The sequence below is a fragment of the Actinospica acidithermotolerans genome, assembly GCF_018139625.1.
Classification (GTDB): domain Bacteria; phylum Actinomycetota; class Actinomycetes; order Streptomycetales; family Catenulisporaceae; genus Actinospica; species Actinospica acidithermotolerans.
Genome location: NZ_JAGSOH010000037.1, coordinates 16,569 through 42,410, shown reverse-complemented (window position 1 = coordinate 42,410; position 25,842 = coordinate 16,569). Strand labels below are relative to the sequence as shown.

General features: G+C 67.2%; 19 protein-coding genes. 4 read left to right on the top strand and 15 right to left on the bottom strand.

What is annotated here, in order from left to right; genetic code table 11:
- Positions 1-2: 2 nt before the first annotated feature.
- From KDK95_RS14730 to KDK95_RS14695, 8 genes are all read right to left on the bottom strand, one after another.
- Complete coding sequence (locus tag KDK95_RS14730; RefSeq protein WP_212518718.1) at positions 3-896, bottom strand: helix-turn-helix domain-containing protein; 894 nt, start codon at positions 894-896, stop codon at positions 3-5.
- Between the two features lie 255 nt (positions 897-1,151).
- Entirely contained in the window at positions 1,152-2,513 is a 1,362-nt protein-coding gene (locus tag KDK95_RS14725) for an NsdA family TPR-like regulatory protein (RefSeq protein WP_504798329.1), read from the bottom strand.
- Positions 2,514-2,706: 193 nt separating this feature from the next.
- Complete coding sequence (locus KDK95_RS14720; RefSeq protein ID WP_212518716.1) at positions 2,707-3,516, bottom strand: phosphotransferase; 810 nt, start codon at positions 3,514-3,516, stop codon at positions 2,707-2,709.
- Between the two features lie 87 nt (positions 3,517-3,603).
- Entirely contained in the window at positions 3,604-4,071 is a 468-nt protein-coding gene (locus KDK95_RS14715; RefSeq protein ID WP_212518715.1) for a glycine-rich domain-containing protein, read from the bottom strand.
- A 124-nt stretch (positions 4,072-4,195) separates the two neighbouring features.
- On the bottom strand, positions 4,196-4,699 hold the full coding sequence (locus KDK95_RS14710; protein WP_212518714.1) for an NUDIX domain-containing protein: 504 nt from the start codon (positions 4,697-4,699) through the stop codon (positions 4,196-4,198).
- Between the two features lie 148 nt (positions 4,700-4,847).
- A complete protein-coding gene (locus KDK95_RS14705; protein ID WP_212518713.1) occupies positions 4,848-5,462 on the bottom strand; it encodes a GNAT family N-acetyltransferase in 615 nt (204 codons plus the stop codon).
- A gap of 1 nt (position 5,463) precedes the next feature.
- Positions 5,464-6,945 (bottom strand): APC family permease, encoded by a 1,482-nt coding sequence (locus KDK95_RS14700; protein WP_212518712.1) that lies wholly within the window; start codon positions 6,943-6,945, stop codon positions 5,464-5,466.
- A gap of 47 nt (positions 6,946-6,992) precedes the next feature.
- Entirely contained in the window at positions 6,993-8,111 is a 1,119-nt protein-coding gene (locus tag KDK95_RS14695) for a GOLPH3/VPS74 family protein (protein ID WP_212518711.1), read from the bottom strand.
- Positions 8,112-8,641: 530 nt separating this feature from the next.
- Between KDK95_RS14695 and KDK95_RS14690 the strand changes: the two genes are divergently transcribed.
- Positions 8,642-9,931 (top strand): helix-turn-helix domain-containing protein, encoded by a 1,290-nt coding sequence (locus tag KDK95_RS14690; RefSeq protein WP_212518710.1) that lies wholly within the window; start codon positions 8,642-8,644, stop codon positions 9,929-9,931.
- 2 nt (positions 9,932-9,933) lie between these two features.
- On the opposite strand, the gene KDK95_RS14685 is transcribed toward KDK95_RS14690, so the two are convergent.
- Positions 9,934-10,557 (bottom strand): HAD family hydrolase, encoded by a 624-nt coding sequence (locus KDK95_RS14685; RefSeq protein ID WP_212518709.1) that lies wholly within the window; start codon positions 10,555-10,557, stop codon positions 9,934-9,936.
- Between the two features lie 339 nt (positions 10,558-10,896).
- Here KDK95_RS14685 and KDK95_RS14680 point away from each other — a divergent pair, with 339 nt between their 5' ends.
- Positions 10,897-11,337, top strand: a complete 441-nt coding sequence (locus KDK95_RS14680; RefSeq protein ID WP_212518708.1) for a hypothetical protein — start codon at positions 10,897-10,899, stop codon at positions 11,335-11,337.
- 153 nt (positions 11,338-11,490) lie between these two features.
- On the opposite strand, the gene KDK95_RS14675 is transcribed toward KDK95_RS14680, so the two are convergent.
- Complete coding sequence (locus tag KDK95_RS14675) at positions 11,491-12,015, bottom strand: SMI1/KNR4 family protein (protein WP_212518707.1); 525 nt, start codon at positions 12,013-12,015, stop codon at positions 11,491-11,493.
- Positions 12,016-12,147: 132 nt separating this feature from the next.
- On the opposite strand from KDK95_RS14675, the gene KDK95_RS14670 reads away from it, so the two are divergent.
- Complete coding sequence (locus KDK95_RS14670; RefSeq protein ID WP_212518706.1) at positions 12,148-13,512, top strand: IS701 family transposase; 1,365 nt, start codon at positions 12,148-12,150, stop codon at positions 13,510-13,512.
- Positions 13,513-13,632: 120 nt separating this feature from the next.
- Positions 13,633-14,115 carry a hypothetical protein gene (locus KDK95_RS14665; protein WP_212518705.1) on the top strand — a complete coding sequence of 161 codons (483 nt, stop codon included), beginning with the start codon at positions 13,633-13,635 and terminating at the stop codon, positions 14,113-14,115.
- Positions 14,116-14,214: 99 nt separating this feature from the next.
- On the opposite strand, the gene KDK95_RS14660 is transcribed toward KDK95_RS14665, so the two are convergent.
- From KDK95_RS14660 to KDK95_RS14640, 5 genes are all read right to left on the bottom strand, one after another.
- Positions 14,215-14,802 carry a hypothetical protein gene (locus KDK95_RS14660; RefSeq protein ID WP_212518704.1) on the bottom strand — a complete coding sequence of 196 codons (588 nt, stop codon included), beginning with the start codon at positions 14,800-14,802 and terminating at the stop codon, positions 14,215-14,217.
- A gap of 13 nt (positions 14,803-14,815) precedes the next feature.
- Positions 14,816-22,597 (bottom strand): bifunctional DNA primase/polymerase, encoded by a 7,782-nt coding sequence (locus KDK95_RS14655; protein WP_212518703.1) that lies wholly within the window; start codon positions 22,595-22,597, stop codon positions 14,816-14,818.
- Between the two features lie 62 nt (positions 22,598-22,659).
- The gene (locus tag KDK95_RS14650) at positions 22,660-23,103 is read right to left on the bottom strand and encodes a hypothetical protein (protein ID WP_212518702.1); all 444 of its coding nucleotides are present in this window, start codon (positions 23,101-23,103) and stop codon (positions 22,660-22,662) included.
- 38 nt (positions 23,104-23,141) lie between these two features.
- Positions 23,142-23,993 (bottom strand): hypothetical protein, encoded by an 852-nt coding sequence (locus tag KDK95_RS14645; protein WP_212518701.1) that lies wholly within the window; start codon positions 23,991-23,993, stop codon positions 23,142-23,144.
- The gene (locus KDK95_RS14640) at positions 23,990-25,828 is read right to left on the bottom strand and encodes a type IV secretory system conjugative DNA transfer family protein (protein ID WP_212518700.1); all 1,839 of its coding nucleotides are present in this window, start codon (positions 25,826-25,828) and stop codon (positions 23,990-23,992) included. The genes KDK95_RS14645 and KDK95_RS14640 overlap by 4 nt, the downstream gene beginning before the upstream one ends.
- Positions 25,829-25,842: the final 14 nt, after the last annotated feature.

Sequence of the window (25,842 nt, the reverse complement as noted above, 5' to 3'; positions counted from 1 at the left end):
TCTCATGCTGGTGATGGCAGAGCGTCCTCGATAGAGAGGCCGCGCAACGCTGCTCGTGCCAACGCGGCACCGCGTGACCGGGCCCGGGCGAACTCGCCGTCGGGTCGGGCACAGCTTGGCTCGATACCCCTGCAACCCGCGCAAAGACCCGGAGAGCTGACCGGCACTCCGCATTCGTCGCATTCCAGTTGGGGCCGAATTGCGCTGCGTTCCACAGGCATTTTTGAGCGCAGTCGCGTCTCGAGGAAACGGAGCGGGTGGTGAACGCCATTACGCGGCAGACCTGCCGTCAACGAGCTGATGATATGCAAATCGGAAGCTCCGCGCCGTCGCCATTCGGCCACCAGCGGAGCCAATTGCAGCGCTTCAGACCATCCCAGAGACAGCTTCGGCTCTGATCGGGCGATGCGCGTCAGCACGTCCACGCTTGCCTGGGTGTCTACGGAGCCGCGTTCCGCCCGGCCGCCCTCGGTGTCGGCGGCCGGTGGAGCGGGGAGTTTGGGTTCTTCGTCCCGTTCCTTCACGGGGTGATCGCCGTCTGGATCGGACTCCGCTGCGCCGGAGCCCGGGAACCCGGCCTTCGGCACCACCTGGGACGACGAGCTGCCTGGCGTGTCGAAAACGTCGACTTCGGTGTAGAGGTGGCCCTCCGGCGAGCGCATGGTCGCCCGCCTGAGGTAGCCGAATCGCTCCAGTTCGCGGAGCGCGGATGCCACGCGCTCGCGCCCCTCCGGCGTGCGTTCGGTGAGCGTCCGGATGTCGGCGCGCTGGCCGTCGGGGAGGGAGAGCAGGTGGCCGAGAACCCCGCGAGCGCAGTAGCTCAAGCGGCTGTCGCGAAGAACCTCGTTGCCCAAGGTCGTGAAATAGCGCGTGCGCGCGGTACGATGGATGCGCATTCGGGAGCCTTATTCTCCTAGTGCCACGCCCCGGCGGTGTTCCAGCACCGGCCGGGGTCTTTTGCTATTTAGCTGTGTGGCTGATCATACGCCAGCAGTGTGCGATAAGTGGGTGAATCGCCGTACCGGCGCGATTTTCGCGGATACTGCCGCGAGTTGAAACGCACCAGTGCAGGTGAGTGGAAATCGGCGCGAGCGCCCCGGCCCGGCGGATACGCCCACGCGCATGCCTTCACGCTCGTCCTAGTTAAGCGGCTATTTGATTGTGCTTCGTGGACCGCCCTCGACCTGACCAGCCAGGTCCGCAGACCGCGGAACGATTGCCAGCTGTGGCAACAGTTCCCTGATCGCGGGGCTGTGGGCCTCGGGCAGAATGAGGGGTACGAGTTCGTGGAGTAGGTCTGCCGCGATGCTGACGGCCAGCGTGCGGGTGAGCGCGGCGGCTGCGCTGCCGTATTCCAGGCATAGCTTGAGCTCGCCGGTGTAGCCGGCTGTGAAGGCAGCCTCGGCGAGCACGATCGCGCGGGCTTTGACTTTGGCTGTGCCCAGCACGTCGACCGCCTGCGTCGCGTAGTCGGTGGCTCTCGGATCACCCAGCAAAGCTGCGGTGTGTGCGGTGGTGGCGAGCAGCATGGCTGGGTCGAATGAGCGGGTCCAGGGCATGCTGCCGTCTCCGGGCGTCGGGCTTGCCAGGCCGTGGCCGAGTTCCAGCGCTTGCTGCATCGCCGTTTCGGCTGCGTCGTAGTCGTGGACGTGTGCGGCGTGGCGGGCGACGCGGGTGGTGGCCCAGGCTGTTGCGCGAGGGTCGTCGGGTGTGAGCTCGCTGGCGGTGTGCGCAAGCCGCCACGCGGTCTCCGGATCGTTGCGTCGTGCCGCCGCGTAGGACTGGTAGATGAGGCAGGCGGCGAACAGTCCGTCGTCCTTAGTGCCTTCGGCTGCGCTGATTGCCTCGTCCCATAGGCGGTGTGCGGCGTGTTCGTCGCCGCGGTCGAAGGCGAGCCACCCGGCCAGAAGCGCGCCGCGGCCAATCGATGTGGTCAGCTTGTGTCGCACGGCTGCGTGCTGGGCGGCGGTGAGTTGGCCGGCGACGGTCGCAAGGCGCCGGTTGAGGGTCGGCTCCATAAGCCGGGCCGGGCTGTGGTGTTCCAGGTCGAAGAGTCGGTCGATGGCTGTCCCGACCAGGTCGGCGGTGCGCATGTCGACGGTGGCGGGGTGGTTCAGCGCGTGCCGCAGTTGGCGCATGGAGCTGTCGATCAGCGTATCCAGCGAGTCGGCGACAGCGGGCAACGCGGTTGACGGATCGCGGGCTGTCACGCCCGACGCGCGCCCATCGGTGGCGGGGACATTTCCCGCCGTGTTGAGCGTCGAGTTGAAGCCGAGTTCGTGGGCGGGGAGGCCGGTGACGACCTGCAGGGCCTTGAAGTATTCAGGGATGCAGGACGCGTGCTCGCCGCTCTCCCACTTCTGGACCAGGCGCTTGGTGCAGTGGTTCGGCTCTCCGACCGCCGTTCCGGCTGCGCGAACGGCGTCTGCGAAAGCGGACTGACTGAGTTTCATCGAGTGTCGGGCGCGGCGAAGTGACTGATTTGGGACACGTTGGCGCAGAGCCGAAGTCACGGCGATCTCTCTCTAACGGCGTCGTCCGGCTCACCAGCGAGCCGGGTTACGTGGATTTTGTGGCGGGCGTCGGCCGGGTGGGGCTCGTTCATCGGCGTACTCGTCGGTGAGGTTGGGCGCAGCGTGGCTCTGCCTCGTGCGTCGTGTGCGCGAGGTGTCTTCGCGTGTGCCTAACCGGAGCCGGTCGTGATTGTCAGGCCGTGGTGCCGCGGTGGTCGGCCCAGATAATTGCGGCGTCCACGATGGGTTGCCGGGCCTTCCTGTCCGCATGGCGCTCGGCGAGCTGACCCCACAGTCGCGAGATGGCGGCTGCGAACGCGGTGATGGCCGCGGGGTTCGCGTCCTGCCATACGGTGTGCTTCGCTGCCCAGGCCTCGGCCTGATCCGGGCTGTGGCCGGCGGCGATCAGGCGTGGGAGGAGGAGGGCGAGGTCGATGAACGCGGCCCCTCGGGTAGCCCAGGCCCAGTCGACCAGCCATGCGCGTTCGTTGGTGATGAGCACGTTGCCGCCGTGGTAGTCGGTGTGGAGGAGGCTTGACCCTTCGAGTAGCGCGACGCCTTCGGTGTTGTCGAGGTAGGCGCCCCAGCGCCGCCCGGCGGTCATCATCGGCACGCTCGGGCACGGCGTCTCGGCGAGCTGCTTCATGACGGTGGCGAGCTTCGGCAGGTCGGGTGAGCCGGGCGTGTAGTCGGCGTGCCGGGCGTCCTCGACGGCGTCGAACGCGATCAGATCCCATCCGGCGATCGACCAACTGCCGAGCAGGCGCGGGCCGATTTCCTCGATGTACGGGTTCACGCGCGCCTCGCGCTGCTGGTCTCGGACCGAGTCGTGGTCCTCGGGCAGGCCCTTGAGGAACACGCGTCCGGCCGAGTCGGTCTCCAACACTGCGGCGATGTCACAGTTCGTGCCCGCCTCGACGGTACGGGCTGTGCGGATCACGCCGAAGCGTGATTTCATGTCCATCCGCACCGGCTCGGGCAGATCGTCGTAGTCGATACGCAAAAGTGGCCTCGATCGATCGGGACCAGGTGCCCCTGCCTATCCTCCGTGGTGAGGCAGGGGCACTCGGTCAGTTCACTGTAGTGGGCGCTAGTTCGCGTTCTTGGGGTCCGGTGGCGGGTCGTCGTGGCAGCCGTCCTTGCACTGCGAGCAGTTGGCGGCACCCTCCCAGAGCGGGGCGTCCACGACGTACCCGGCGGCGACGATGGCGGCGGTGGTCTTGCACGGAGCGGTCCGCTCGGCGGCCTCGTTCTCGTCGTCGGTGGGGATGTGGTGGATGAACCGGCCCGCGACGCGGTTGCAGAAGGCCGCGTAGTCCAGGGTGTGCAGGACGAACGTGTGCCAGCCGATGTCCACGGCCTTGGACGGAGCGAGCGAGACGGGATGCACGGCGCAGGTGCCGAGGAACGCCAACGCCTGGTCCATGACCCGCTCAGCGGTCGGCCGGTCCATGCCGCGCTCGAACGAAATGCATGCGGACAGGCGGTCGAACAGGACGGGATCGACCAGGCTCCGCCCGGTCCTCGCCTTGACGGTCTCGATGTCAACGATGGTCATGATCTCCTCAGATCGGCAGGGAATGCACTGGGCATTCGTTCGAGTATTGACAACCCGTGTGGCCTGGCTGGCCGCGCGGAAATCTGTCGGTTTCGGTCACCGTGGCGAGTGCTGGACTCGACATTCAGGCGGGACTGTCTTCGCGTTCGATACACGCCCGCGGGCTCGCGGTCGGGTATCCGAGCGTCGCCAAGAGGGCGTCGCAGTTCGCGCTCAGGTACTCGGCCAACGCCGCCGGCTTCAGGTCGATGCCGCGCAGGCCTTCGGATGTGAAGGGAACGCGCACGAGTTCGTAGCCGCCTCGACCCGGCGCGTCGAGTTGCTCGCCGGTCGGTTCGACGAAGCCGACAGGTGCCACGCGTGCCAGGCAGATGTGCTGGATGGCGATGCCTTCCTCGACCGGGTCCTGGATGACGAGCACCTGGGTGACGTCGTCGATCTGCGCGCCGATCTCTTCGAGGACCTCGCGGCGCAGTGCGTCCTCGACCGACGCGTCCTCCGGCTCGATCCCGCCGCCGATTGTGACCTTGTACGGCATCTGCCCCGGCCGGGTCCGCTTGATCAGCAGCAGGTCCGTGCCGTCGATCAGGATGGCGCGGGCGGAACGCCGGGTGACATGCGTGCCCATCTGAACGACTCCATTCCTTGATTTCATGTGTCCGGGTGTCGGTTAGCTGTCAGCCCTGAGGTCGCGTGCGTGCGGTTGCAGCTACGGGAGGTTTGGCCCCGGGTCGCGCTTGGCGGTCTTTCAGCGCGGCCCGGGAGTCTGGGTGCTGCTAGAAGTGGGTGGGTTCGTGCAGCATCGGGTACATCCGTGTGCAGCCGTCGTCGAGCGTGATCGGGTCGCCGGTGTTCTGGAAGCCGAGGTGTCGGTAGACCTCGCAGAGTTCTTTGGTGGCGGCTTCGAGGTAGGTCGGTTCGCCGATCGGGTCGATGCGGGCGAGTTGGTCTCGCACCAGGAGGCTGGCGTAGCCCTGGCCCTGGTGCTCGGGTGCCACCGCCAGGATCCACAGATGCCAGTGCGCGCGGTCGCCGAGCAGTTCGCGCCGCCGGGTGTCGAGTGCGGTGTAGAACGCGGCGAACCGGGGTGCCGCCGCGCCCGCGGCCTTCTTCAGGCGGGCGTCGAGTTCGGGTTCGGGTTCCGGCAGCCCGGAGTGGTAGGCCCAGACCGCTACGGCCTCGTGGCCGGCGAGGGTGCGGATCGGGCCGCCGGACTCGCGTGCATCCTGCAGGTCGAGCTCGAACGTCCGGGCGAGCACCGTCTTGCGCTGGTCGTCCTCGGGGACCAGGTAGCGCGAGGGCGGGAGGTCGGCGAACGCGTGCGCAATCATCGCGGCCAGCGCCTGCTCGTCCTGGTGGGTCGCGGTGACCGCTATCGAGTCGCGGTGCATCTCAGGCCGCCTCCCCGGCGGTCACCGCGTCGTGCGCGCCCGTGTCGGAGAGCGCAGGGGAGGCCGCGGCCGGTTTCAGGGCCTGATACCGCTCGGGGGCGAGCTTTCTGGTCGCCAGTGCCCAGCTGAGGCCGAGCAGTGCCACGATCGAGAATCCGATCAGGATCCTGCCCGCGGTCGGGTCGTCCGGGGCGATGCCGAGCAGCAGCGAGAAGTGCGTGGCGGCCAACACTGTCATCCCCGCCAGCAGTACCGCGGCGAGCGCGGGCAGGAGAACCAAGGCTGCAGTCGAGCCGGCCTGTCGGTGGCCTAGGAAGTAGCGGACCTCGGCGGCGCTGGTGGTCGTCATCAGTGCGAGGATCGCCAGGCCGCCTGTGGTGCCGCCGATGTAGAACAGCTGGGTTTGCGGGTTCCAGCCGAACGCCGCCGTCGCCGCGATCGTGGCGAGCCCGAACCCGGACTGCAGCAGGCTCGCCGACCGTGCCACCCCACTGCGTCCGACCTTGGCGAACACGCCGGGCAGCATGCCGTGGCGGGCGCCGGTGTAGACGTAGCGGACCCAGCCGTTGTGGTAGCCGAGCAGCGCGGCCAGCAGGGAGGTCAGCAGCAGGCTGTTGCCGATCAGCGCCTCGCTGCTGGTGCCCATCGCGAAGAACGCCCCGGGACCTTGTGCGGTCGAGACCGCGACGGTCTGGGCGCCGTAGTGCGCATCCAGGGCCCAGGACGCGACGGTGTAGACCAGCGCCGAGATCGCCAGGCTGGCGATGGTCGCGCTCGTGATGGTGCGCCGCGGGTTGCGCACCTCGCGCCGGTAGACCGCGGTGGTCTCGAAGCCGATGAACCCGAGCACGCAGATCGCGAACGCCGGACCGAGCGAGGCCCACGTCATCCCGGAGCCGCTGAACGCGTGCAGGATCGGTCCCGGCGCCGGGTGCTGCAGGCCGGTCGCGGAGATTACCAGGCTGATCGCGATCTCCGCGATCGACAGCACTCCGAGGAGTCTGCCGATGTCGCGGGTCTTGAACTGGCCGAGGACCGTGACCAGCAGCCACACCGCGAGCGCCCACACCCACCACGAGTGGTCGATGCCCCAATGGGCCTGGGCGTAGCCCTGCATCTCGACGCCGAACAGCCCGTAGAGCGCGACCCCGAGCAGCAGGTAGGCGGCCAGGGCGAGCCAGGCGACCGGCACTCCGATCAGCCGGCCGAGCCCGAGGGCGACGATCGCGTACATCGCCCCGCCGTACGGGGTGTGCCGGGTCATGCGCACGTACCCCGGGATGAACACCGCCAGCACCGCCCCGACGATCAGGAACGCCAGCGGCAGGCTCGTCAATCCCGTCGCCCGGTACGCGGTGGGCACTACCCCGGAGACCACCAGCAGCACCCCCACGGAAGCGAGGGCGAAGTACAACACCTCGCCCGCCCCGATCTCCTGCCCGCGCGCGGCGGCCGAAGCCGCCGGTCTCACTGTTTTTCTCATCGTCCTTGCATCCCCTTGTTCGACGAAGTGCGTGTGGGTGGTTCTGTTCAGGCCGGGCTGCAGACCGCGGCGTCCGCGGCCTCCTCGACCAGATCGAGCAGCCGCGCGAACGCGCGGCGATGCGGCACAGCGGCCAAACCCGCCCGCTTAGGCAGGGTGTTGACCGTGAACCAGTCCTCGGCGCGCGCACGGGAGAGCCCGCAGGCGCGCACCATCTCCATCAGCACCGCGGCCGCAGCAGACCGCGGAAGACTCCCCTTTGAGGCGAGCGGCCCGATGACCGACCCGCGTAGCAACGCAACCTGCATCGGGTCGGTCGGTAGGTAAGTGGCGCGCTCGCTCAGCATCCACTTGCCTCGACGCGGCTTGATCACCTCGGCCTTCGCCAGCTCCCCGCGCACCAGATCGGCCGCCACCGGCGACAGCTGCTGAAACCAGTGGTCCAGCCGCGCCGGTGCGCCCGACCGCTCGATCTCGGAGAGCACGCCCGCCGCGGCAGCCGAAAGCTCCGGCAGACGCGCACGAGAAGGCGGCAGCGTGTCGGCCCTGCGCAGCATCTCCGGATCCACCGACCCCTCGGGCATGCGAGAGATCAACCAAGTGACCCGCTCAGCCTCGAGGTAGTCCGCCTCCGCGTACGCGCGCAGGCGGCGGCCTTCCTCGTCGGCATCGACGCGCCAGGCAAGGAGTAACTCGGCAACGATGCACGCGGCAAGAACCGCACCGATCACCCGCTCCGGCAGAACCGGCCGGCCAGAGACCGCATCATGGAGCAGAAGGCAGCACCAGCCCGGCAACGTAAGCCGCTCAAACCGAGTCTCGAACGCACGCGCCTGATCAGTGGCTTCGAGCTCGGCGCTCGCCTCCGCCGCCAGCTGCATCCACGCACATTCCAGCACTTCCGCCAGCCGTACAGGGCGGTCCATCGTCTCGAGGAACACCTGCTCCGGAGACGGGATCGGGCCGTCGGCGGGTTGTGCCGCAGCCATTGCACTCAGCACCTGCTCCTCCTGCACCGGCGGAACCTCGATGCCGTGCTGGGACGAGACGGCCTTCACCACGGACGAGAGGTCGGGGTAGGCGTAGAGCTGGCAGCGGTCCAGCAGAGCCTTCACCAGATCCCGCAGCTCCTTCGTGCTCCGCGGCCCTGCGACGGTTACCAGCATCAACGCCCCTCCGTTTCCGCGAGCGGGCGAGGGATTTGCACGTCACCGGCCGGACGGGGCACCGAGGAGTCACGACCTGAGCAGCCGGGCTCAAGGCGAACGCCCGCCTGTCCGCGAGCCGCGCTGATTCGCCACACTCCGGAGCCTTCGCGTACGGCCACCTCGATGACCAAAAGCCCGTTGGATGCTGGAAGGTTCTGCATTGCCCACCGTGCGGTCTGCTCGGCGAGCTCGGCCGTATCACAGTGTTCATAGCTGTATGTCGGGTGGATCATCCCGGTGGGAACGCTCCACATGTAGCGCACGGTATACGGGGAGACTTGCGGCTGGACCCACGTCGACCGAGGAGCCGACGCGCGCGTTCGGCCGACGTGGACGTCAGTTTTTGGCGTCGTGCCAGTCGATGTGCGGTCCACCGAGGTCTCCTAATATCGCGCCACACTGTTTCCGCAATCGATCACACACCCGGCGAGAATGGGGAACAATGAGTTCGAGCGATGCAAGGGCGATGCAGTGTGGGGTCGTTTGCTGTGGATAACCTGCTTGGAAATCAGATGCGCGAGGTCAGACGTGCCTCTGGCCTGCGCTTCGTCGACTTTGTCCAGACCATCGGCTATAGCGCCTCCTACGTCCGAAACGTTGAGGGCGGGAGCCGCGCGGTGACCGCAGAGCTGGCGGATGCATATGATCGAGTACTGGCAACAGGCGGCAGATTCCGTGACGCTCTTGCCAGCAAGGAATCAGAGCCTTGGGATCAGGCCGGGAATATTGCAGCGATTGTCCAGCTGCTGGATCGGAACGACGTGGAGCTGGATCGCCGCAGCATCGTCGCGGCGGCCGGCGTCGCGCTCGGCGGAGCGGCCGTGCGATGGGTATCCGCTCTTCGCGCTGTGAGGAGCGCTGAGTCGGGCAGTACCTCACGCCAGGTTGGGAAGGCAGTGATCGATAACGTCGACCAACGGCTCGGCCTCCTCCGCCACCTCGACGACGAACTCGGCAGTGGAGAGCACGCCGTGATCGCCCGCAATGAACTCGCATTCGTCGTCCAGTTGCTGAAGACCGGCTCATATTCGCAACGGTCAGGCGAACGTCTCTACTCGTTGGCGAGTGAGGCCAGCAGACAGGCGGCGTGGAGCAGCTTCGACCAGGGCAAGCACGGCGCCGCGCTGGCGTACTTCGACGGCGCGCTGCGCGCCTCGGCCAACGCGCGCGACGGCGTCGCAGGCGCATACGCCCTGTCGTTCTTCGCCGTGCACTGTTACTCGACCGGCCAGGCTCGAGCGGCGGTCGACATGATCGACACAGCGCAAAGTGCGCTGTCGGGCAGCGCGACGCCGCGAATGTCCGCGATGCTGGCCGCTCGATCGGCACGCGCCCAGTCCAAAGCAGGCGAGAGGACGGCGTGCATCCGCGATCTTGCTGCGGCGCGCGTGCACCTCGACCGTGGACCGCACCAAGACGACCCTGCGGTCTTGTACTGGGTGACTGAGGCTGAGATCGAGATGATTGCCGGATCGTGCGCGTTGGAGCTCGGGGATTCGGGTGAAGCGTTGCGCCGGTTCGAAGCCGCGTTGGCTGCCGACTACCGTGGCGATGATCAGTACCCGCGTAGCGCAGCGATCTATCTGGCGCGAGCGGCCGAAGCACACCTCGCCCAGCACGATCTGGAGGCAGCGGTCTTTCGGGCCCGGCAGGCGGTGCGTTGCCTTGAGTCGGTGGACTCGGCCCGTTCGAGCTCTACACTGGCGGGTCTACGTACGAAGCTGGCTTCGCACACGGCATCGCCCGTGGTCGGCACGTTTCTGGAGGAGTACGCGTGAGCTCACTCCGCGCCGAGGCCGAGTAGCGATCTAAGTCGCAGCGCGATTTCCTGCTCGTCCACGGCGTGGACCACTCCCATGCCCAATGCCTCAGCGGGAGGCAGGTTCTCTTCGGTGTCGTCGGCGAACAGGCATTCGGCCGTAGATAAACCAAGCCGGTCGGCGGTGAGCTGGAAGATTCGCGGGTCCGGCTTGCGGAGGCCGACCTCGTCCGACAGCACGACGACGTCGAAGTGGGCCTCAAGATCGTAGGCGGCGTATGGGTCGTGGGGGTGGCGACCGAGGCTGTTGCTCAATACCGCGGTCCGGACTCCAGCTGCCCGGGCGTCCTTGACCGCCCGCAGCACAGAGCGAGCAGGGGTCAGGTCCTCAAGGAGCCGCCCCATCAGGTTGTCCGCGGGTACTCCGATCAGTGCGCCGAACTCGTCGTTCCACTGCTCCTGTGAGATCTCGCCGAGTTCCAGGCGTCGGTAGAGGTCCTTACCGCGCGGATCAGCCCAGCCGCGCAGGACCGTGAACTGCTTCAGGCCCTCGACGAGTTCGAAATAGTCGTAGACCTGGACCAGGTTGCTGGTAAGCACGCCGGCGAAATCCATGATCAACCCGGAGTAGCGACGTGTCGGCATAGATCTACCTTAGCCGCGGTGCGTCCCGCACGGCCGTTGCGCGGTGCTCGTCGTCTAGCTCGGGGAACTTACCGCGCAGCGCCGTCCCGTCGTCGAGCCCGATCGTGCTGGTGTTCTCCTCAACGCGCCCGGACCTTGGCTCATGCGTTCGATACTTTCGGCCAACTGGCCGATCAGAATGTTCTTCTTCGAGACGCAGATCGCTGGCGCGCATCGCCTTGCTCGGGCCCCAGCCCGAGTCCTCGTTGCCGAAGCCGGAGTGAGGTGATCAAGCACCCGGATTCCGTCTGGCGGACAAGTTGGTAGAGACGGGCGTCCCCGGTAACCATGCGCGGCAGCGTGAATTCGAGCTCAACGAGGAAGTTCGGCCACCAGCCCTCGTCTTCGGCGACGGCCGCGGGATCGCTGCTGACCGTGCGCACCACGGCGTTCCAAGGCGAGGACGGCAGCCTGTACTACACGGTCAATCGCAGCAAGTCGTACCCGGGCATGGACGACGTCGCCAAGAGCCTCGGACACACGCGCAGATTCGGTACCAAGCGCACAGGGCCGGAGCAGACCGACGCTGAACAGATCATGCTCACCGCGCTAGACAAGGGCTTCGTACCGAACGCCGCACGTATTACCACCTCCCGCAAGCCCTGCGAGGAGTTCCGCAACAACGGCAAACCCGCCTTGTACGGCAGTCGGACTTCGCGGGCCGACGCGAGGTCAGTGCCGTTGACCTGCAGGGATTCCCGGATCGTTCGGGTGCGGGAACGAGTGCGGGCCGCTCCGTGATCATCGTGGTGTGACTCAGTCTGATCAAGGAACGGCCCGCTCGGCCACTTTAGCGGGAGGGTTCGAGGCGCGCTTCGCGGAGCTGACCGGACTGCTCGCGCCTGTCCTTGCCCGGTGTGACCTGCGATCGAACGCGAAAGCCCCTCTCAAATCTCAAGCTCGGGCGGAAGCACCGAAGGGGTGAGGGCCAACTTCGCCCAGAGCATGAGGCCGCGCTGCCGGCCACGGCGGGAAGATCGCATACTTGGGCTCGCCTACCAGCCCCGCGTGAAGCCAGTCAGAGAACTCATCCTGTGTATGAGTCCACTGAAGGTTCTGGCCGTCATAGGTGCTCACCAGCCAAACCGAGCCGTCCTGCCTGAGACAGAGGTAATCCCCGTCCGGCGTGGTCGCCCACAGGAGCAGGCCACCTGTGACCGGCAGCAGTTCAGGAATCAGCTCCTCACCCAGGCTTGGCAGCATCGCCGGACCGAAATATACGCCTGCCCGCTCGAGAGTCCGGGGCCCGAGAAGGCGGATCTGACCGGAGACTACCGCATCGCCGTACGCGGTCAGCACCTCCAGGAGATCCGATGGGAAGGTCACTCCCCAACTCGCCGCAACACGCTCGAGCGGTCCCGTGTCGAGATCCCTCAGTGGCGGCCCAAGCTGCGGGAGGAAATCACCGAGGCGCTTCATTTCTAAACGTACTCCCTAGTACGGCAGTCGGGCTTCGCGGCTGACGTGACGTCAGTACTGTTGATCTGCAGGGATTCTCGGCTCAGCCGGGGGCGGCGGAACGAGTGCGGGCCGCTCCGTGATCATCATGGTGTGACGCACTCTGATCAAGAAGCGGCCTGCTCGGCCACTATAGCGGGAGGGTTCGAGGCGCGCTTTGCGGAGCTCGCCGGACTGCTCGCGCCCGTCTTCTCTAGGCGTGACCTGCGCTCGAACGCGATGGCCTATCTCCGTGCACTGTTGATGCCGGGCGTGTCCGGGAACTGTTGGGCACTGGCGCAGGCGGTCGGGCACGAGCGTCCCTACCGGTTTCAGCATCTGCTTTCGGGTGCGGTGTGGGACGAGGACGCGGTGCGCGATGCGGTGCGCGGCTTCGTCGCCCGTCACCTGGGAGAGGGCGGTGTGCTGATCTTCGATGAGACCGGCGACCTGAAAAAGGGGCAGGCCACCGCAGGGACCGGCCGGCAGTACACCGGCACCGCCGGCCGGATCGAGAACGCGATCGTCGCGGTCTACGCCGGCTACGCCACAGCCCACGGGCACGCCCTGGTCGACCGGGAGCTGTACGTGCAGGCCGAGTGGTTCGCCGACCCCGAGCGCATGCGCGCCGCCGGGTTCCCGGACGAGCACGCGTTCGCGACGAAGGGCCAGCTCGCCCGGGACCAGGCCAGGCGCGCGCTAGACGGCGGGCTGGCTCCGGCGTGGGGCGCAGGAGACGAGGTCTACGGACGCAGCAGCGAGCTGCGCGAGGAGTTCGAGCAGCGCGGCGTCGGCTACGTCTTCGCGGTCGGCGCCGACTTCCGCATCACCACCTCCGGGCACCAGAAGATGCGCGCCGACCAGGCGATCGGCCTGGTCGAGCCGCCTGGCTGGAACCGCCGCTCGTGCGGAAACGGGTCCAAGGGTCGGCGCCTGTACGACTGGGCGTGGATCGCCACCGCATCGAAGCGCCACCACCTGCTGATCCGCCGGAAGATCAGCAACCCCAGCGAACTGGCCTACTACATCGCCTACGTGCCGGAACACTACGTCTGTTCCCTGACCGACCTGATCAAGGTCGCCGGTGCTCGTTGGGCGATCGAGGACGACTTTCAGGACGCCAAGCAGTCCGTCGGCCTCGATGAGACCCAGGTGCGCTGTTACCGGGCCTGGAAACGGCACACCGCCCTCGCCCTGGCCGCCTACGCGCTGCTGGCCGTCGCATCGATCCTGGCCAAAGCCGCCCACCCGGCACCCGTCCTGCCCGACGACCCCGACCGCAGAGCAGCACCCGCCGACTGCGGCATGACCGCGCTGACCGTCCCCGAAATCCAGCGACTGCTGACCATGACCAGCGTCCAGCGAACATCGGCGAACCAGAACATTGCATTCCATCTACGCTGGTCAGACTGGCGCCGACGCCACCAGGCCCGTGCCCGCTGGCACCACTACCGCGCACGCCTCGCACTCACAGCATGACGAAACGTATCAGCCCACGAAGTCCGACTGCCGTACTAGAACTGCGCCGCCCGTATCGCCAAATACGTCGGGATACGATTGGTGGGCAGATTCGCGCGATAACGACAGTAGGCTCTCGGGATGAACCTGTGGGAGCGGGATATCTTCCCCCGCCACGACGAACTCGACCAGCTCACCGCCCCGACCCGCCTGCGCATCGCCGTGGAGGCGATCGACTGGACCCTGCGGACCTCGACCACCCCGATTCGGTACCAGGCCGCTGCCGACTGGATCGAGGAGGTCATGACCGAGGCCCGCGCAGCCGTCGCCGAGCAGGCCGGCCACGTAGACCTCTCCGAGGACCTGGCCGAGCAGTTCGACGAGGTCGATGAGGACGCCGACGAGACCGGCGTCTCCCAGCTTCTGATGGGCGTTGCCAACGTCTACGAGTTCGACAGCTTCACCAGCAAGGCACTCGAAGGAACCCTCTTTGCCTGCTACGTCTTCTCCCAGCAGCGCGAAGTCCCGGAACCGGAGACCATCGAGGAAGAGGAAGCCGTCGCCCGCTGCCGCGAAGTGATCGCCCATCAGCAACGTCTGATCGAGACCGCTGCTGGGTGGTAGCAGGAGAGGGGGCCTGGGCGCCTGGTCCCTGGTCAAGCGAGACATCGGCAACCTTGACGGCGCCGTCGCAGGCACCAGCCTCACGCTTGAGGAGCGATCCTAGAAAACGCCGAAGAAGCGATCTGCCCAGATGGGCCGTCCACGCAAGTACGGGAGGCTTGGGCCGTCGTAGTCGCACTTTAACAACTCCTCGGGCACGACGGTGCAGCCGAACTTGATCAACGCCTTCTCGACTTTGGCCAGGTCGGCCGGGTCCAGCGCGCCTTCTGTGAAGGCGTCTTGCGTTCCGAAGTACGCTCCGGGGTTCTCGGCGCAGATCACGGCCAGTGACCCGAATTTGCTGACGCACACCACAATCCGGGCCGTACCGCGGGTGGCCTCGGCCGGCACGAGGATACGCCCGTACTCGCTGGAGTCCTGAGCGTCCCGCTCCGTCGCGCAGGATGTCGCGAAGTCGGCTTCGAGCCGGGCCGTGACACGCGCGAGCTGGTCAGCAGCCGCCCGTCGATCATAAGACCTCGGCCACTCCAACCACTCCGGATCATCAAGCTCACGCAATAACGCCAGCAGATCAGCTTCGTTCTCCACCACACGCTCATCCTGGCCGACGGCGATGGCCCGACGCCACACCGCGCCCTGCTGCACTGCAGTGCGTGCCAACACCGATGCTGGCGTGCCATGCGTCACCTTCTACTTCCGATTAGAGAGGGGGCGTCACGCCTGGGGCCGAGCTCTGCCGCTCCGCAGCGCGAGACTGGAGGTGAGCGTGCTGGCTTGCTCGGTTCCTGCCGGGCGCACGCAGCGCGTTGCCGCCCTGGGCTCGAGCGGGCACGCCGAGCCGTCGTTGAGCCCTTTCTGCGACGCGTCGCGCCGCCTCTTGTACTGCAAGCGCATCCAACTCGCGGGTGGCTGATCGCCCAGTAACCTTCGGGGGCTGCGCAGTGGCAGGCGCGGCGAGGGTAGTTGCCGTCGCTACGCGTGGCCGAGTTGAGTCTCCGCGGAGCAAGGCCGCGTGCCGTTCCGCCGCGCGTGCGAGGTCTTCGAGAGCCGCGGGGGCGTTGCCCGGGCTGCCGTAAATCGACACCTTGCGGGCGAGGGCGTCGGCGAAGTCGGAGATGGCGTCGGCGCTTCGGGCGGCGACCGCGCGGATGCCGGGGTCATCGGCTTGCCGGCTCAGCGTGTTGACAGTTCCCCACAGCGCGGCGATGCGCTGCCATTCGTGGGTGACGGCATGGGTGCGGATGTTGTTGCGGGCGTTGATGAATGCTTCGCGTAGGCCGAGTTCGTGATTGGCGGCGGCAGGGGTCGGCGGTGCGGCTTGCTGCTGGATGCGGTCGGCGGCGGCCGTTGCCAGGTTCGCGATGGCGCGCGTGGCTCGGCCGGCGAGTGTTGCGAGCCAGCTGTGGGTTCGGGAATCGGCGGCGAGCTCGGCCCAATATGTTCCGGCGGAAGCCTTGAGCGTATCCCACAGATTGTGGACGGCGCTGTGGATAGCGCGGATCCCTGCCCATTCTGCGCTGTCGGTGGCGATACGGTTCGCGTCGGCTTCGTCGGCGTATGCGGCGTCCACAGCTGCGAGGTAGTCGTCGAGGTCCTCAGCTGGATCCTCGGGCATCTGACCGAGTTCGTCGTCCGAGCCGTGCCCTGGAGCGTCACGGTCACGATCGATGCGGCTGGCACGGGTGTTCGCAGGCTGGGACGCCCCGGCCATCGCGGCCGGGTCCTTTGCCAGAGCTGCGCTCAGATCATCGAGGGCGCTTCTGAGCGTGGCACGGTCGGCGACATCGTCGACGTCAGGATGGACTTCTTGAGCCCGCTTCACTCGGGCGAGCGTGTCGGCGAAAATCTCGCTGACGTCGACCGGTCCGTGCGCTTCGGCACTCTCCACGCGCGCCGGGTCTTCGGACGCCGCGTGCGTGGGCCGGCCGGTTCCCGGCGAAGTTGTGCGGTCCTCGTGCTCTTCGATCGATGTGGCTGCGGGAGAAGCGGTACGTGCATTTTCGGCAGTCGGGCTCATTGAGGTCTCCTCCATCGTGGTGCTGGTCTTCCTAAGTGCGGTGTGATCGTGGTCAGGGATGAAACGGGGGCGGCCGATGCCGGCGGCGAGGCCCGACGTGATGGTCCGAGCGCTTTCGTCCGGTGGGAGTCCAGCCCTCCTGGCTGCGCGAAAGAGCGTCGCGTATGCGGCGTCGCGATCGATGACGCCGCCGCCGACAAGCCGTCCGATGCGGAAAGACTCCCTGTTGAGGGTGTCGTTGCGGGTGCCTTCGCGCGCTGAGGCGACGGAGCTGGCAGCCCCGCGGAGTGCGGCTGTGCCGTAGGCCATGCGGCGCCGATCAGATACAGGTCCGAACCTGGGCTTCGGAGCGTCGGGAAGCTCGGGCGTGGCGTTCTTCCGTCGTTGCTCGAGCTCGTCTTTGATCCACGGAGGGAGCTGCGCGATAGTGGCTTCCCGCTCGACACGGTAGGTGCTGCGTTCGAATGTCGAGCCGGGGCCGACGATGTAGCCGCCGTGCCCGCGAGTGTCGATCAGAGGGCCGAGGCTGCCGACGGTGCTACTGAACTTGGCACCGTCAGGCTGACGGTAGTAGAGATGGCGACCGCCGCGGGCACTGGCCACGGTGTACGTCGCCGGAATTCCGCGGCCGCGTGCGAGGTCTATCAGCGAGCGCTGACCATGCATGGTGCTGCCCGGCTTTTTGTCGGCGTCGAGGTCGATCACGAGCAGGTTGGATGGACCGCAGGCGATGCCGATGTTGGCCCGCGGGCTGTTGGCCCACCAGGCGGTGATCTGCTCGATATCGGTGGTGGCCCGCCCTTCCCAATCTTCCAATAGCGGCAGCTTCGTGCCGGGACGCAATGGAAAGACCGCGAGGCCTTGCATAGCCAAATCGATGGCGTACTCGTACATCGTCGGCCGCTGGTTGGCGTCGGGGCGCCGGGCTGGCTCCGGCGTCGGGCGCGGCTGGCGCCGACCAGATTCGATTGGCGCGGGCGGCCTATCGGCTTTCGGGACAGCAGATGCGCGGCGACGTGCCGAAGAACTGGAGGCATGTGGGCCAACGGCCGATCTCGGCTTGAGGACAGATCCATTGGGCTTGGCGACCGTGTCGCGTGGGGCGCTTGGGGTGGAGGTGCCATCGGCACTGCCGATGCTCGTCTCGGGTGAGTCGCTCGCATTAGAGACAGGATTGCTCTGCGGTTCGACGTGGTTGTGTAGCGTGTCGGGTTCGGCGGACGTCGGTTCCACGGAGTTCCGGTTGTCCGGTATCACGTGCAGTTCGGGTGATTGGAATGGTTCGGCGCTCAAGGCTGGCCTAACCGGAGCGTTGTCCGGACCCTTCGGCGGTTCCGGCTTCTGCGCATCTGCGTCGTCTGTGCGGGCAGTGGGGTTCTCCGATGCGGTGCCCTCACCCGTCTGAGATTCCGGCGCAGCATCGAGTTCGGTGATGTGTCGACTATCGGTGCTCTGCTCGGGATTCGGGACGGCGGTTTTTGCAGGTTTCGCCCCGGCAGGAGTCGGCACGACGAGGCGTTGCGGCTCTCCATCCTGTTCGGCCCTGGCTCGGTCGACAACCGCCGCCATCGCGGTGTGCATGCGCGTAAGCATTTCCCGTCGCCTGTCGGCGAGGTTGGCGGACAGGCCGACGTTCGCGGCAGCGCGGGCCTTTCGCTCGCGCCTCGCTGCCTCGTCCTTCGTGGCTTGCTCCCGGATTGCAGCGTCGAGGGATGCGCGTTGTAAGCGGGCTGCTTCGAGAGCTTCGGCCTCGGGGAACGGCGTGCCCAGCGCGGCCCGGTTCTCGGCGATTCGCCTCTGTAGGTCCGCGATGTTCTCGCATGTGGCTGCGGCCGTTTGGCCTGCGTCGCTTACGGCCCCAGCAATGGCGTCGAGGATTCGCCAGTGCTGTCCCTTGGCCGTCCAGCCGGCCTTGAGCGGGACGGTGATTCGGTGTCCGTCCGTCGTGATTCGAGCTGCGAGTTCGTTGTTGCCGTTTGAGCGGTCGCGGGTGAAGTCGATCTCAAGCGACCGCCAGCGCATGGACCCGTCGCAGAAGCCTCTGGTCATGGTGGACTCGGCCAGCGTAGCGAGTGACGTGGCCTCATCGTCCCTCGGGATCGTGTTGCCGTGCCGGTCAGTCCAAGATGAAGTCTCGGCCGTGGAGGCAGAGACCTTGGCGACTGCATCGAGGGCGTCCGCGGTCTGCGCCGCATGAGTGGCCTGCATTGTGAAGGTCTGGATGTCGTTGCGGAGCCGACGTTGGGCGCGCTGGTGGCTGGCGGCTAGGCTGGCGAGCCGCTTGACCTCAGCGCTGACCAGCGAGACCTCGGCGAGCAGTGGGTTTCCGGTGGAGATCGCCTTGATCTGGCCGTAGTCGAGGGCGACATCGCCGATGTCCTCGACAGACCGGCTTGTGGCTTGGCCGGAGAGGATAGGGCGCAGGGCCTTCTCCTTGCGTTCGAGGGCCTGCCACATGTAGGCATCGAACGAGCCCTCGGTGACGTAGCGGTAGACCTCCACGGCGGGGTTCAGGTTCTTCGGCCGCACGATGCGGCCGTCGCGCTGCTCGACCTGGTCGGGTCGCCACGGCGCGTCAACGTGGTGGAGCGCGATGGCGCGACGCTGGATGTTGACCCCGACGCCGAGTTTGTCGGTGGAGCCGAGCAGGACGGCGACCTCGCCCTTGTTGCACTGGTCGAACAGCACCAGGCGGCGGGCGTCGGTGGTCGCTTCGTGGATGAAGCGGATCTTCTCGGCCGGCACTCCGGCGCGTATGAGTCCCTGGCGTATCAGCCCATAGACCTGGCCGCCCTTGTCCTTGTTCGGCGTTCCGAGGTCGCAGAAGACGAGCTGAAGTCGGCCGCGGATGCCCGGGTCGAGCCCATCAGGCAGATCGAGGTTTTTGGTCTGCTCGTAGATGCGCGCGACGTTGTCGACGATCTCCCCGACTTTGCCGGGGCCATCGGTTTCGAGGCCGACGAGGGATTCGTGGAGGGCGACTTTGCGTCCGTCCGAGCAGATGGCCAGCATGTTGTCTTCTTGCGGCGAGACGCCGCCGGAGTGGATGGCATCCGCCCGCTCGGCGAGCGATTGCACGAAATCGAGCACGGTCTCGGAGGCTTCGACGGCGACGGTGTGCCGCTGAACGTCGGGCCGCTGGACCGCGAACGCCTCGGGCGGTCGCATCTCGGATACCTCGCCGAGGGTGTGCATCAACTCGGGGATGTTCACGATCGCGGCCGGGCGGCGGTTGAGCCGGAAGCTGCCGTCGGGGCTGAGTTCCACGGCTGTCTTGAAGCTCGCGAAGTTCGCCGCCCATGCGTCGGCGGAGGCGATGCCGAGTTCCTCCAGGCGCTGCGGCTGGAGATAGTGCTGGATGACGAATGCTTCGAGGAGTGTGTTGGAGACCGGGGTTCCCGTGAAGCCGGTGATGACCGCGTGCTCGGGGTGTTGCTGCCGCAGCCAGCCGATCTTCATGTCGAGGTCTTGCGCGCGCTTCGACCCCTGGATCGCGAAGCCGTCGGTGTGGACTGGCACGCCGAGGTTCTTGAAGTAGTGCAGCTCGTCGACGAGCAGGTAGTCCACGCCCAGGTGCTCGAAGAACACGCCGTCGTCAGTTGCGTGGTTCATCAGTGTCTTGGCTTCGGATTCGAGCCGGTCGACCATCTTCGCGATCTGCTTGATTTTGCGGTCGCTACCGTCTGCCGCTTTCGCAGCGGTCAGGGCGGTGCGGTAGTTGTCGGCGAGGTTCGCGACGTAGGCGGCCTGGGCCGTGGCGTGCACTGGCAGTGAGGTGAAGGATGGGTGGGACATGACCACCGCGTCCCAGTCCTCCATCGCGCAGCGCGCTGCGAACAGCTTGCGGGCGCGGGCGTCGCGGAGGTCTTCCTTGCCGGCCATGAGGATGCGTGCGTTGGGCAGCAGCCGCTTGCCGTCGCGTGCGATCTGCTCCAGCGTCGAGGGAACGACGATGATCAGTGGCTTCTGGGCGAGCCCCAGCTGCTTGAGCTTGGTCGCGGCCATGAACATCGTCGCGGTCTTGCCGGTGCCAACCGGGAACGGGCAAAGTGCGTCCGACCCTGTGATCATTCGGGCGACCATGTCGCGCTGGTGGGCGTACGGTTCGAAGTCGGGGTCGACGCCGGGGAACGTGAGGTGGGCGCCGTCGAACTTGCGGGGCACGACGGCGTTGAAGGTCTTGTTGTACGCGGCGGCGAGCCGGTCGGCGCGGTCGGGGTCTTCCCAGACCCACGTGGAGAATCGTGCGGCGATCGCGTCAAGGCGATCGTTCGCCGCAATAGTCTCGTCCTGGTTGCGGACCCGCACTTCGTCGATCACGTCGTAGATAACCGGGGCCTTGCCGTTCAGACCCGCCTCCAGCAGGCGGTACGCGTTCAGGCGCTCCGTGCCCCATTCGCTGGTTGCGGCTGCGGACTCCTCCGCGCGCCGGTAGGTGGAAACACTCCAGGTGGAGGTACGAGGCTCGCTCCAGACGGTCACGGGGAACTCAAGAAGTTCCTCGGCGAACTTCTGGACGTCGGCCGCTGAGATCCAAGGGGCGCCGAGGTTCGCGTGGATCTGCTCGGGTTCGAGATCGGCGGGCTGCGCGACCTCCAGGGCGAGGACGTTGCGCCGGTAGAGCTCGGGGTTGCCAGCTGTTGCGGACTTCGCCTCGTCCAGCTTCTTTCGGACGTTGCCGGTCAGGTACTCGTCTTCGGGAACCCACGTGTCGCTCGCCGGGTCGCGGAAAGCGATCTCAGAGAGCATGGTCTCGGTTTCCGCGACGTCGGCATCAAGCAGCTCGGCAATCCTCTCGGGGTCAATCCGGCCGAGCTCATCGCGGCACAGCGCGATGGCTTCGGTCGGGCTCTCAGCGTGCGTCGCGCGTTCGCGGGGGCGGTTGACGCGACGGGTGAGCAGCGCGGCCTTGGACGCGGTCCGCGTGTCATCGTCGAAGTCCTCCAGCGCGAGCACAGTGACGTAGTCCGGATCGCGGCGGAACCCGCCCATCGTCGGCCGCCGGCGCGAAGCCTGCACGACGCCGTCCTCGTCGGGCTTGCCTTCGACGACGGTGTACCGGTTGAGGTAGCCGTGTTCCGCGACGTACGCGTCGTAGTGCCGGTTTGTCTCTGCGCGCAGTGGCTTGAGGTCTGCGTCGGTACGGGAGTGGTCGGCTTCGGCGTTGAGCAGGTCGACTACGGCATCGCGGAGGGCGACGAGCTTCGGCAGTTCCTTGCCCGCGCGGGGGACAGGAACGAGCTTGGCGTCGACGACCTCGTGCACGGCGCCGTCGACGAGATGGAACGAGCCTTCCTTCTTTCCGTCCCCGCGCAGTTCGAAGGGAGCGGTCTCTGCACTGACCGCAGAAACTCCGGATATCACCCGCCACGAACGGCCGCGTTCGGCCGCCTGATCCACGATCTGCCGGCCGGCTTCCGCGAGTGCGAGCTCGAAGGGCGGGTCGTCGGGCCGGGCATCGACACGCAGGGTGCGCCCGTATCGTGGGGCGCGGTCCTCGGCCAGCTCACCGAGCACCATGTGCGGGTTCGCGAGGAAATACTCGTTGATGGGCTGGTTGCCGACGGTGACGCCGGTCTTGATCCAGTTGGGCATGTCGGTCTCGTCGCGCGCTTCGTCCGGTCGGCGCTTTCGTAGCACGAGGATGTCCGTCAGCGCTTCGGTTCCACCGGACGCGAGTGCATTGTTCGGCATGCGGATGGCGCCGAGCAGGTCCGCGTCCCAAGCGATCGTGCTCCGTGCGTACTGCGCGTTCTCGCCGAAGGCGTCGAGGGTGTAACGCGAGGTGATGAGCAGGGCGATGCCGCCGGGCTTGAGCGCCTGGACCGAACGCCAGATGAAGTAGTTGTGCAGGTTCGCTCGGGCTTGCAGAGGTGCTGTGGGGTCGTACACGTGGACGTCGCCGAAAGGGACGTTCCCGATGACGGCGTCGACGCTGCCGCTCGGAAGGCTCGTCTCCTCGAAGCGCTGGTTGCGGATCGTCGCGTTCGGATTGAGGAGGGCTGCGATGGCCGCGGTGGTCGGATCTCGCTCGACTCCGGTCCAGCGCACGTCTACGTCGTCCGGGGCTGAGGACATGAATGCGCCGGCACCGCAGCCTGGCTCCAGGACGCTCCCGCCGGTGAACCCGAGGTCGGTCAGCAGCTGCCAGCAGGCTCTGGTGACTTCGGGAGGGGTGTAGAAGGCGTTGTAGGTCGCCTGGATGCCTTCGTTGTAGTGCTCGGGCGGCAGCAGGAAGTTGATGCGTTCGCCGATCTTCGCCCATGTCCCGGAGCGGGATGAGTCCAGGGCAGCGGCGAGCGGTCCCCAGCCGGACCAGCCGCGCAGCGTCGCCAGGTCGTCAGGCGTCGGTGTGGTGTTCGGGGCCCGACGCAGCCGCTCGAGGGTCTCGAGGGCGGCGAGGTTGGCGTGGGCGCGGCTGATCGCACCGCTTTTGGTGGTGGCTTCGGTGGGAAATTCGGCCATGCTGGCCTCCAGGTGGCGCGGCCCGGCCCGAAGGCCGAGGTTGTGCGGGCGGTGCGGGCTGGTCAGCGGCTGTAGACGGCGAGGTCGGCTTCGAAGGCGCGGTCGGTCTGCTGGTGCGAGCGGTACGGGCCGTCGTCGCGGCTGGCTGACGCGCTGGGCATGGTCAGCAGCAGGTCGAGCCACGTGGCGACCTCCTCCGGCGTGAGCAGCACGCCAAAGCCGCGGCGCCAGATCGTCGGGCCGTTCGACAGGTCCTGGGGGAAGGCGGCGAGCGTCCAGCCGTCCTCTTCGTTCCAGCGCAGTTCGACGCGCGAGGCGTCGGCGAAGGTCGGGTGCCAAGCGTCCTCGAAGTCTGCGTCAGGCGGGAGCACGGTAATAGCGGCTGCGCGGAGTCCGCCGAGGCTGGGCACGGTGGCGCCGGGGTGGATGTCCTTGAGCTGCAGGGCGAGCCGTACGAGTTCGATGTAGGGCTGGTGGTCTGACTTCGTGTTCGATGGCGTGTTCATGGGTGCGATGTCTCCGTTGGGGTTGATCGGTCGGGCAGTCAGTCGGTGGCGGACCGCTGCGGGTAGAAGGTGTGGTCTGAGGCGAGGTCGAGGTCGTCTGCGCGGAACCACGTGCCGGTCTCATCGGCGGGAGGGGCGGCCGGGTCGTGCTCGTTGGGCGATCCGTAGGCCCACCAAGAGCCGTCGTAGTAGGTGAAGGCGACGATGGTCTCGTGCTGGGGATGGGCGAGGCCGGCGGTGGTCAGGGCCTGCATCTGTGCTCCGGTCAGTGTGTTGACGTTCGGCATGGTGATCTCTCCTTCGGTTTCGGTGTTGTCGGGGGTGGAGGCTTTCGGGCGCAGTGGTGTGGGGATGCCGACCATCGGGTCGGACTCCGCCCATGCGCGCACGGTCTCGGATGTGATGTCGGTGTTGGAGCCGTCGTGGCCCGCTCGGCAGCCGCCGGCCCACCAGCCAGAGACGTGGCTGAGGAACGTGACGAGCGCCTGGTGCCAGTACGTGGCTGACTGGCCGGAGCCCTCGGTGCCGTACGCCTCGCTTCGCCATGCGCGCAGCGCCCAGAGCTCCTCGATCAGCTCGGGGTGGCGCGGCCAGCAGTTCGGCAGCCGGTCTTCAATGCTGAGGCGGTAGCGGTTGGCGAGCCACGTCGTCCATTCGCGGAGCTGCTGCCAAGCGAGGACGTATTCGGGCTCGTTCATCGCGTGCCACTCGATGAACGGCGTGGCATTCGCTTCGGTCGGGACCGGCTGATCGGACGGAATGGCGTCGGCCGTGACGCGCGGCTGCCTGGTCAGGCGGCTTGGGCTGGTGCCGGGTCGACCGCGCACGCGTCGGCCGGCACTGAATCCGACGGTCGGCGGCGCGGCGTGTCGGTCGTCGAAGCCGGTCATGAGACCGCCTCCAGGCCCTCGGAGCACGAGTCCTGCCGCGCGAGGCCGTCGAGGACCGCGCGGGCTTGCTTCTCCGCCTCGGCGTAGAGCTGCGCGTCGGAGCCCTCGTAGTGCCGCGTCATCCAGATCTTGACTGCCGGCGTCGTGGCGTGGATGACGAGGGCCTCGCGCTCTTCAGAGCTCAGCGTGCGGATCTCCTCGGCGGTCATGGTCTTGTGCCGTTGGATGGAGGTGCCGGTCGAGACTGCGCCGTCGTCCGAGTACTGGTACGTGGTCATATGCCGGTCGTACTCGCCGACCAGGTCCGACAGGTCGCGCAGTTCGGCTCCAGTGAGTCCGCCGAGGATCACCTTCACCGTGGCGGCGCCCCAGAGCATCGCGGCCTGCTCGTTGCCCCAGCGGGCTTCGGCTTGGGCGCGGGACTGGAAGATCGGTACAACGAAGATCCCGGATCCGCCCGCGAAGCTCATCAGCGCCGGAAGACTCGGCAGCGGGACGACGTTCGCGATCTCGTCGAGGAAAAGACCGAGCGGAGGGTCGAGCCGGCCGCCGGGCATCGTGTCCGCCAGGCGCTTCGCGGTCTCGATCAGCTCGTCTGCGAACGCAGCGATCAGTGGGGCCAGCGCGGTGGCCTGCTTCTCGGCGACGAGCAGGTAGATCGTGCCGCGCTCCCGAAGGAAGGACTCCATGTCGAAGCCGGCGCCGTCGTCCGGGCAGAACGTCACCTGGGCTGTGGGGGAGAGCAGCGGGGCGAGCGCGGTCTGCACGGTCGTCCACAGACCGGACTTGGTCTCGGGAGGCGTGCGGTAGAGGCCGTCGAGGAGCTGCGCGGTGCCCGGCGCGGCGCCTTCCCGGTCGCGGAGGAGCTTGACGGGGGTGTCGTCGCGGTCGTTGAGCGACCACGCGAGGACGTCGCGCATCGAGCGATTCGCGAGTGCGGCGGCGTGCAGCCAGAGGGTGAGCAGGTTGGTGGCGTTCGCGCCGAAGTAGGCGGCGTTCGACGAGTCCTGCTTCTCGCTGCGTCCGACTGTGACCATGACCTCGGCGCGCTGCCGGGCCTTGTCCAGGTTGCTGCACCCGTCCGTCGGCGACCAGTGCACCATCGAGGGCCAGGACGTCATCCCCGTCGGGGCCATGACCGCGACTGGGCCGCGGTCGGCGCGCAGCGTTGCGGTGGTCAGGAGCACATCGAGACGTATCGACGTTACGAAGGCGGCGCCTGGCCACCGATGTACCCATGGAATGACGATCTGGCTGCTCTTACCTTGCCGAGGCGGCGCATAGACGGCGACGGAGAGCTCAGCGGAGACTGCCAGTCGCACCCCGTCCGGGACCGACGGGCCGAGCGGCACGCCGACGTCGCGAAGGTTGAATGCTCCCTTCGACAGACTCGGCCGCACCACCGTTCCGCGAGCGAGCACGGCGCGCTCGGCAAGGTGAGCGGCGAGGTCCTTCCGAGTAGCAAAGCCGTCGTCGCGCCGCTTGAACCGTAACCAGACGCGGGACGCCGTGAAGGCAACGCCCGCGATCACCAGCAGGAGCAGCAGTCCGGCGGTGTAGAACATGACCGGTCCCGGCAGCGACGGGGCCACGGTACCGGGCCACGCCGCCCGCGGATCGGAGAGGTGCCGAGCCACTCGGAGCGCGATCGCCGTGCTCTGGGAGATCGAGACCTGGGGCAGCGTGCCGTACGCGAGGAGGCCGGCGGCCTCGCCCCAGAACCAGGCGCCGATCCCAGCAACTGTTAACAGGCCTAGACCGACCGCGAGGACCATGTCCTTGCCGTCGTGCACCAAGTGCCTGGCAAGCGAAGGGCCGTCAGAGCGTGAAGCCATGCTGTATCAGCTCC

Bases quoted from the DNA above. Each gene is read 5' to 3' on its own strand.
- KDK95_RS14730 (WP_212518718.1), bottom strand. From the start codon at position 896: ATGCGCATCCATCGTACCGCGCGCACGCGCTATTTCACGACCTTGGGC.
- KDK95_RS14715 (WP_212518715.1), bottom strand. From the start codon at position 4,071: ATGACCATCGTTGACATCGAGACCGTCAAGGCGAGGACCGGGCGGAGC.
- KDK95_RS14710 (WP_212518714.1), bottom strand. From the start codon at position 4,699: ATGGGCACGCATGTCACCCGGCGTTCCGCCCGCGCCATCCTGATCGAC.
- KDK95_RS14705 (WP_212518713.1), bottom strand. From the start codon at position 5,462: ATGCACCGCGACTCGATAGCGGTCACCGCGACCCACCAGGACGAGCAG.
- KDK95_RS14700 (WP_212518712.1), bottom strand. From the start codon at position 6,945: ATGAGAAAAACAGTGAGACCGGCGGCTTCGGCCGCCGCGCGCGGGCAG.
- KDK95_RS14695 (WP_212518711.1), bottom strand. From the start codon at position 8,111: ATGCTGGTAACCGTCGCAGGGCCGCGGAGCACGAAGGAGCTGCGGGAT.
- KDK95_RS14685 (WP_212518709.1), bottom strand. From the start codon at position 10,557: ATGCCGACACGTCGCTACTCCGGGTTGATCATGGATTTCGCCGGCGTG.
- KDK95_RS14675 (WP_212518707.1), bottom strand. From the start codon at position 12,015: ATGAAGCGCCTCGGTGATTTCCTCCCGCAGCTTGGGCCGCCACTGAGG.
- KDK95_RS14665 (WP_212518705.1), top strand. From the start codon at position 13,633: ATGAACCTGTGGGAGCGGGATATCTTCCCCCGCCACGACGAACTCGAC.
- KDK95_RS14655 (WP_212518703.1), bottom strand. From the start codon at position 22,597: ATGGCCGAATTTCCCACCGAAGCCACCACCAAAAGCGGTGCGATCAGC.
- KDK95_RS14650 (WP_212518702.1), bottom strand. From the start codon at position 23,103: ATGAACACGCCATCGAACACGAAGTCAGACCACCAGCCCTACATCGAA.
- KDK95_RS14645 (WP_212518701.1), bottom strand. From the start codon at position 23,993: ATGACCGGCTTCGACGACCGACACGCCGCGCCGCCGACCGTCGGATTC.
- KDK95_RS14640 (WP_212518700.1), bottom strand. From the start codon at position 25,828: ATGGCTTCACGCTCTGACGGCCCTTCGCTTGCCAGGCACTTGGTGCAC.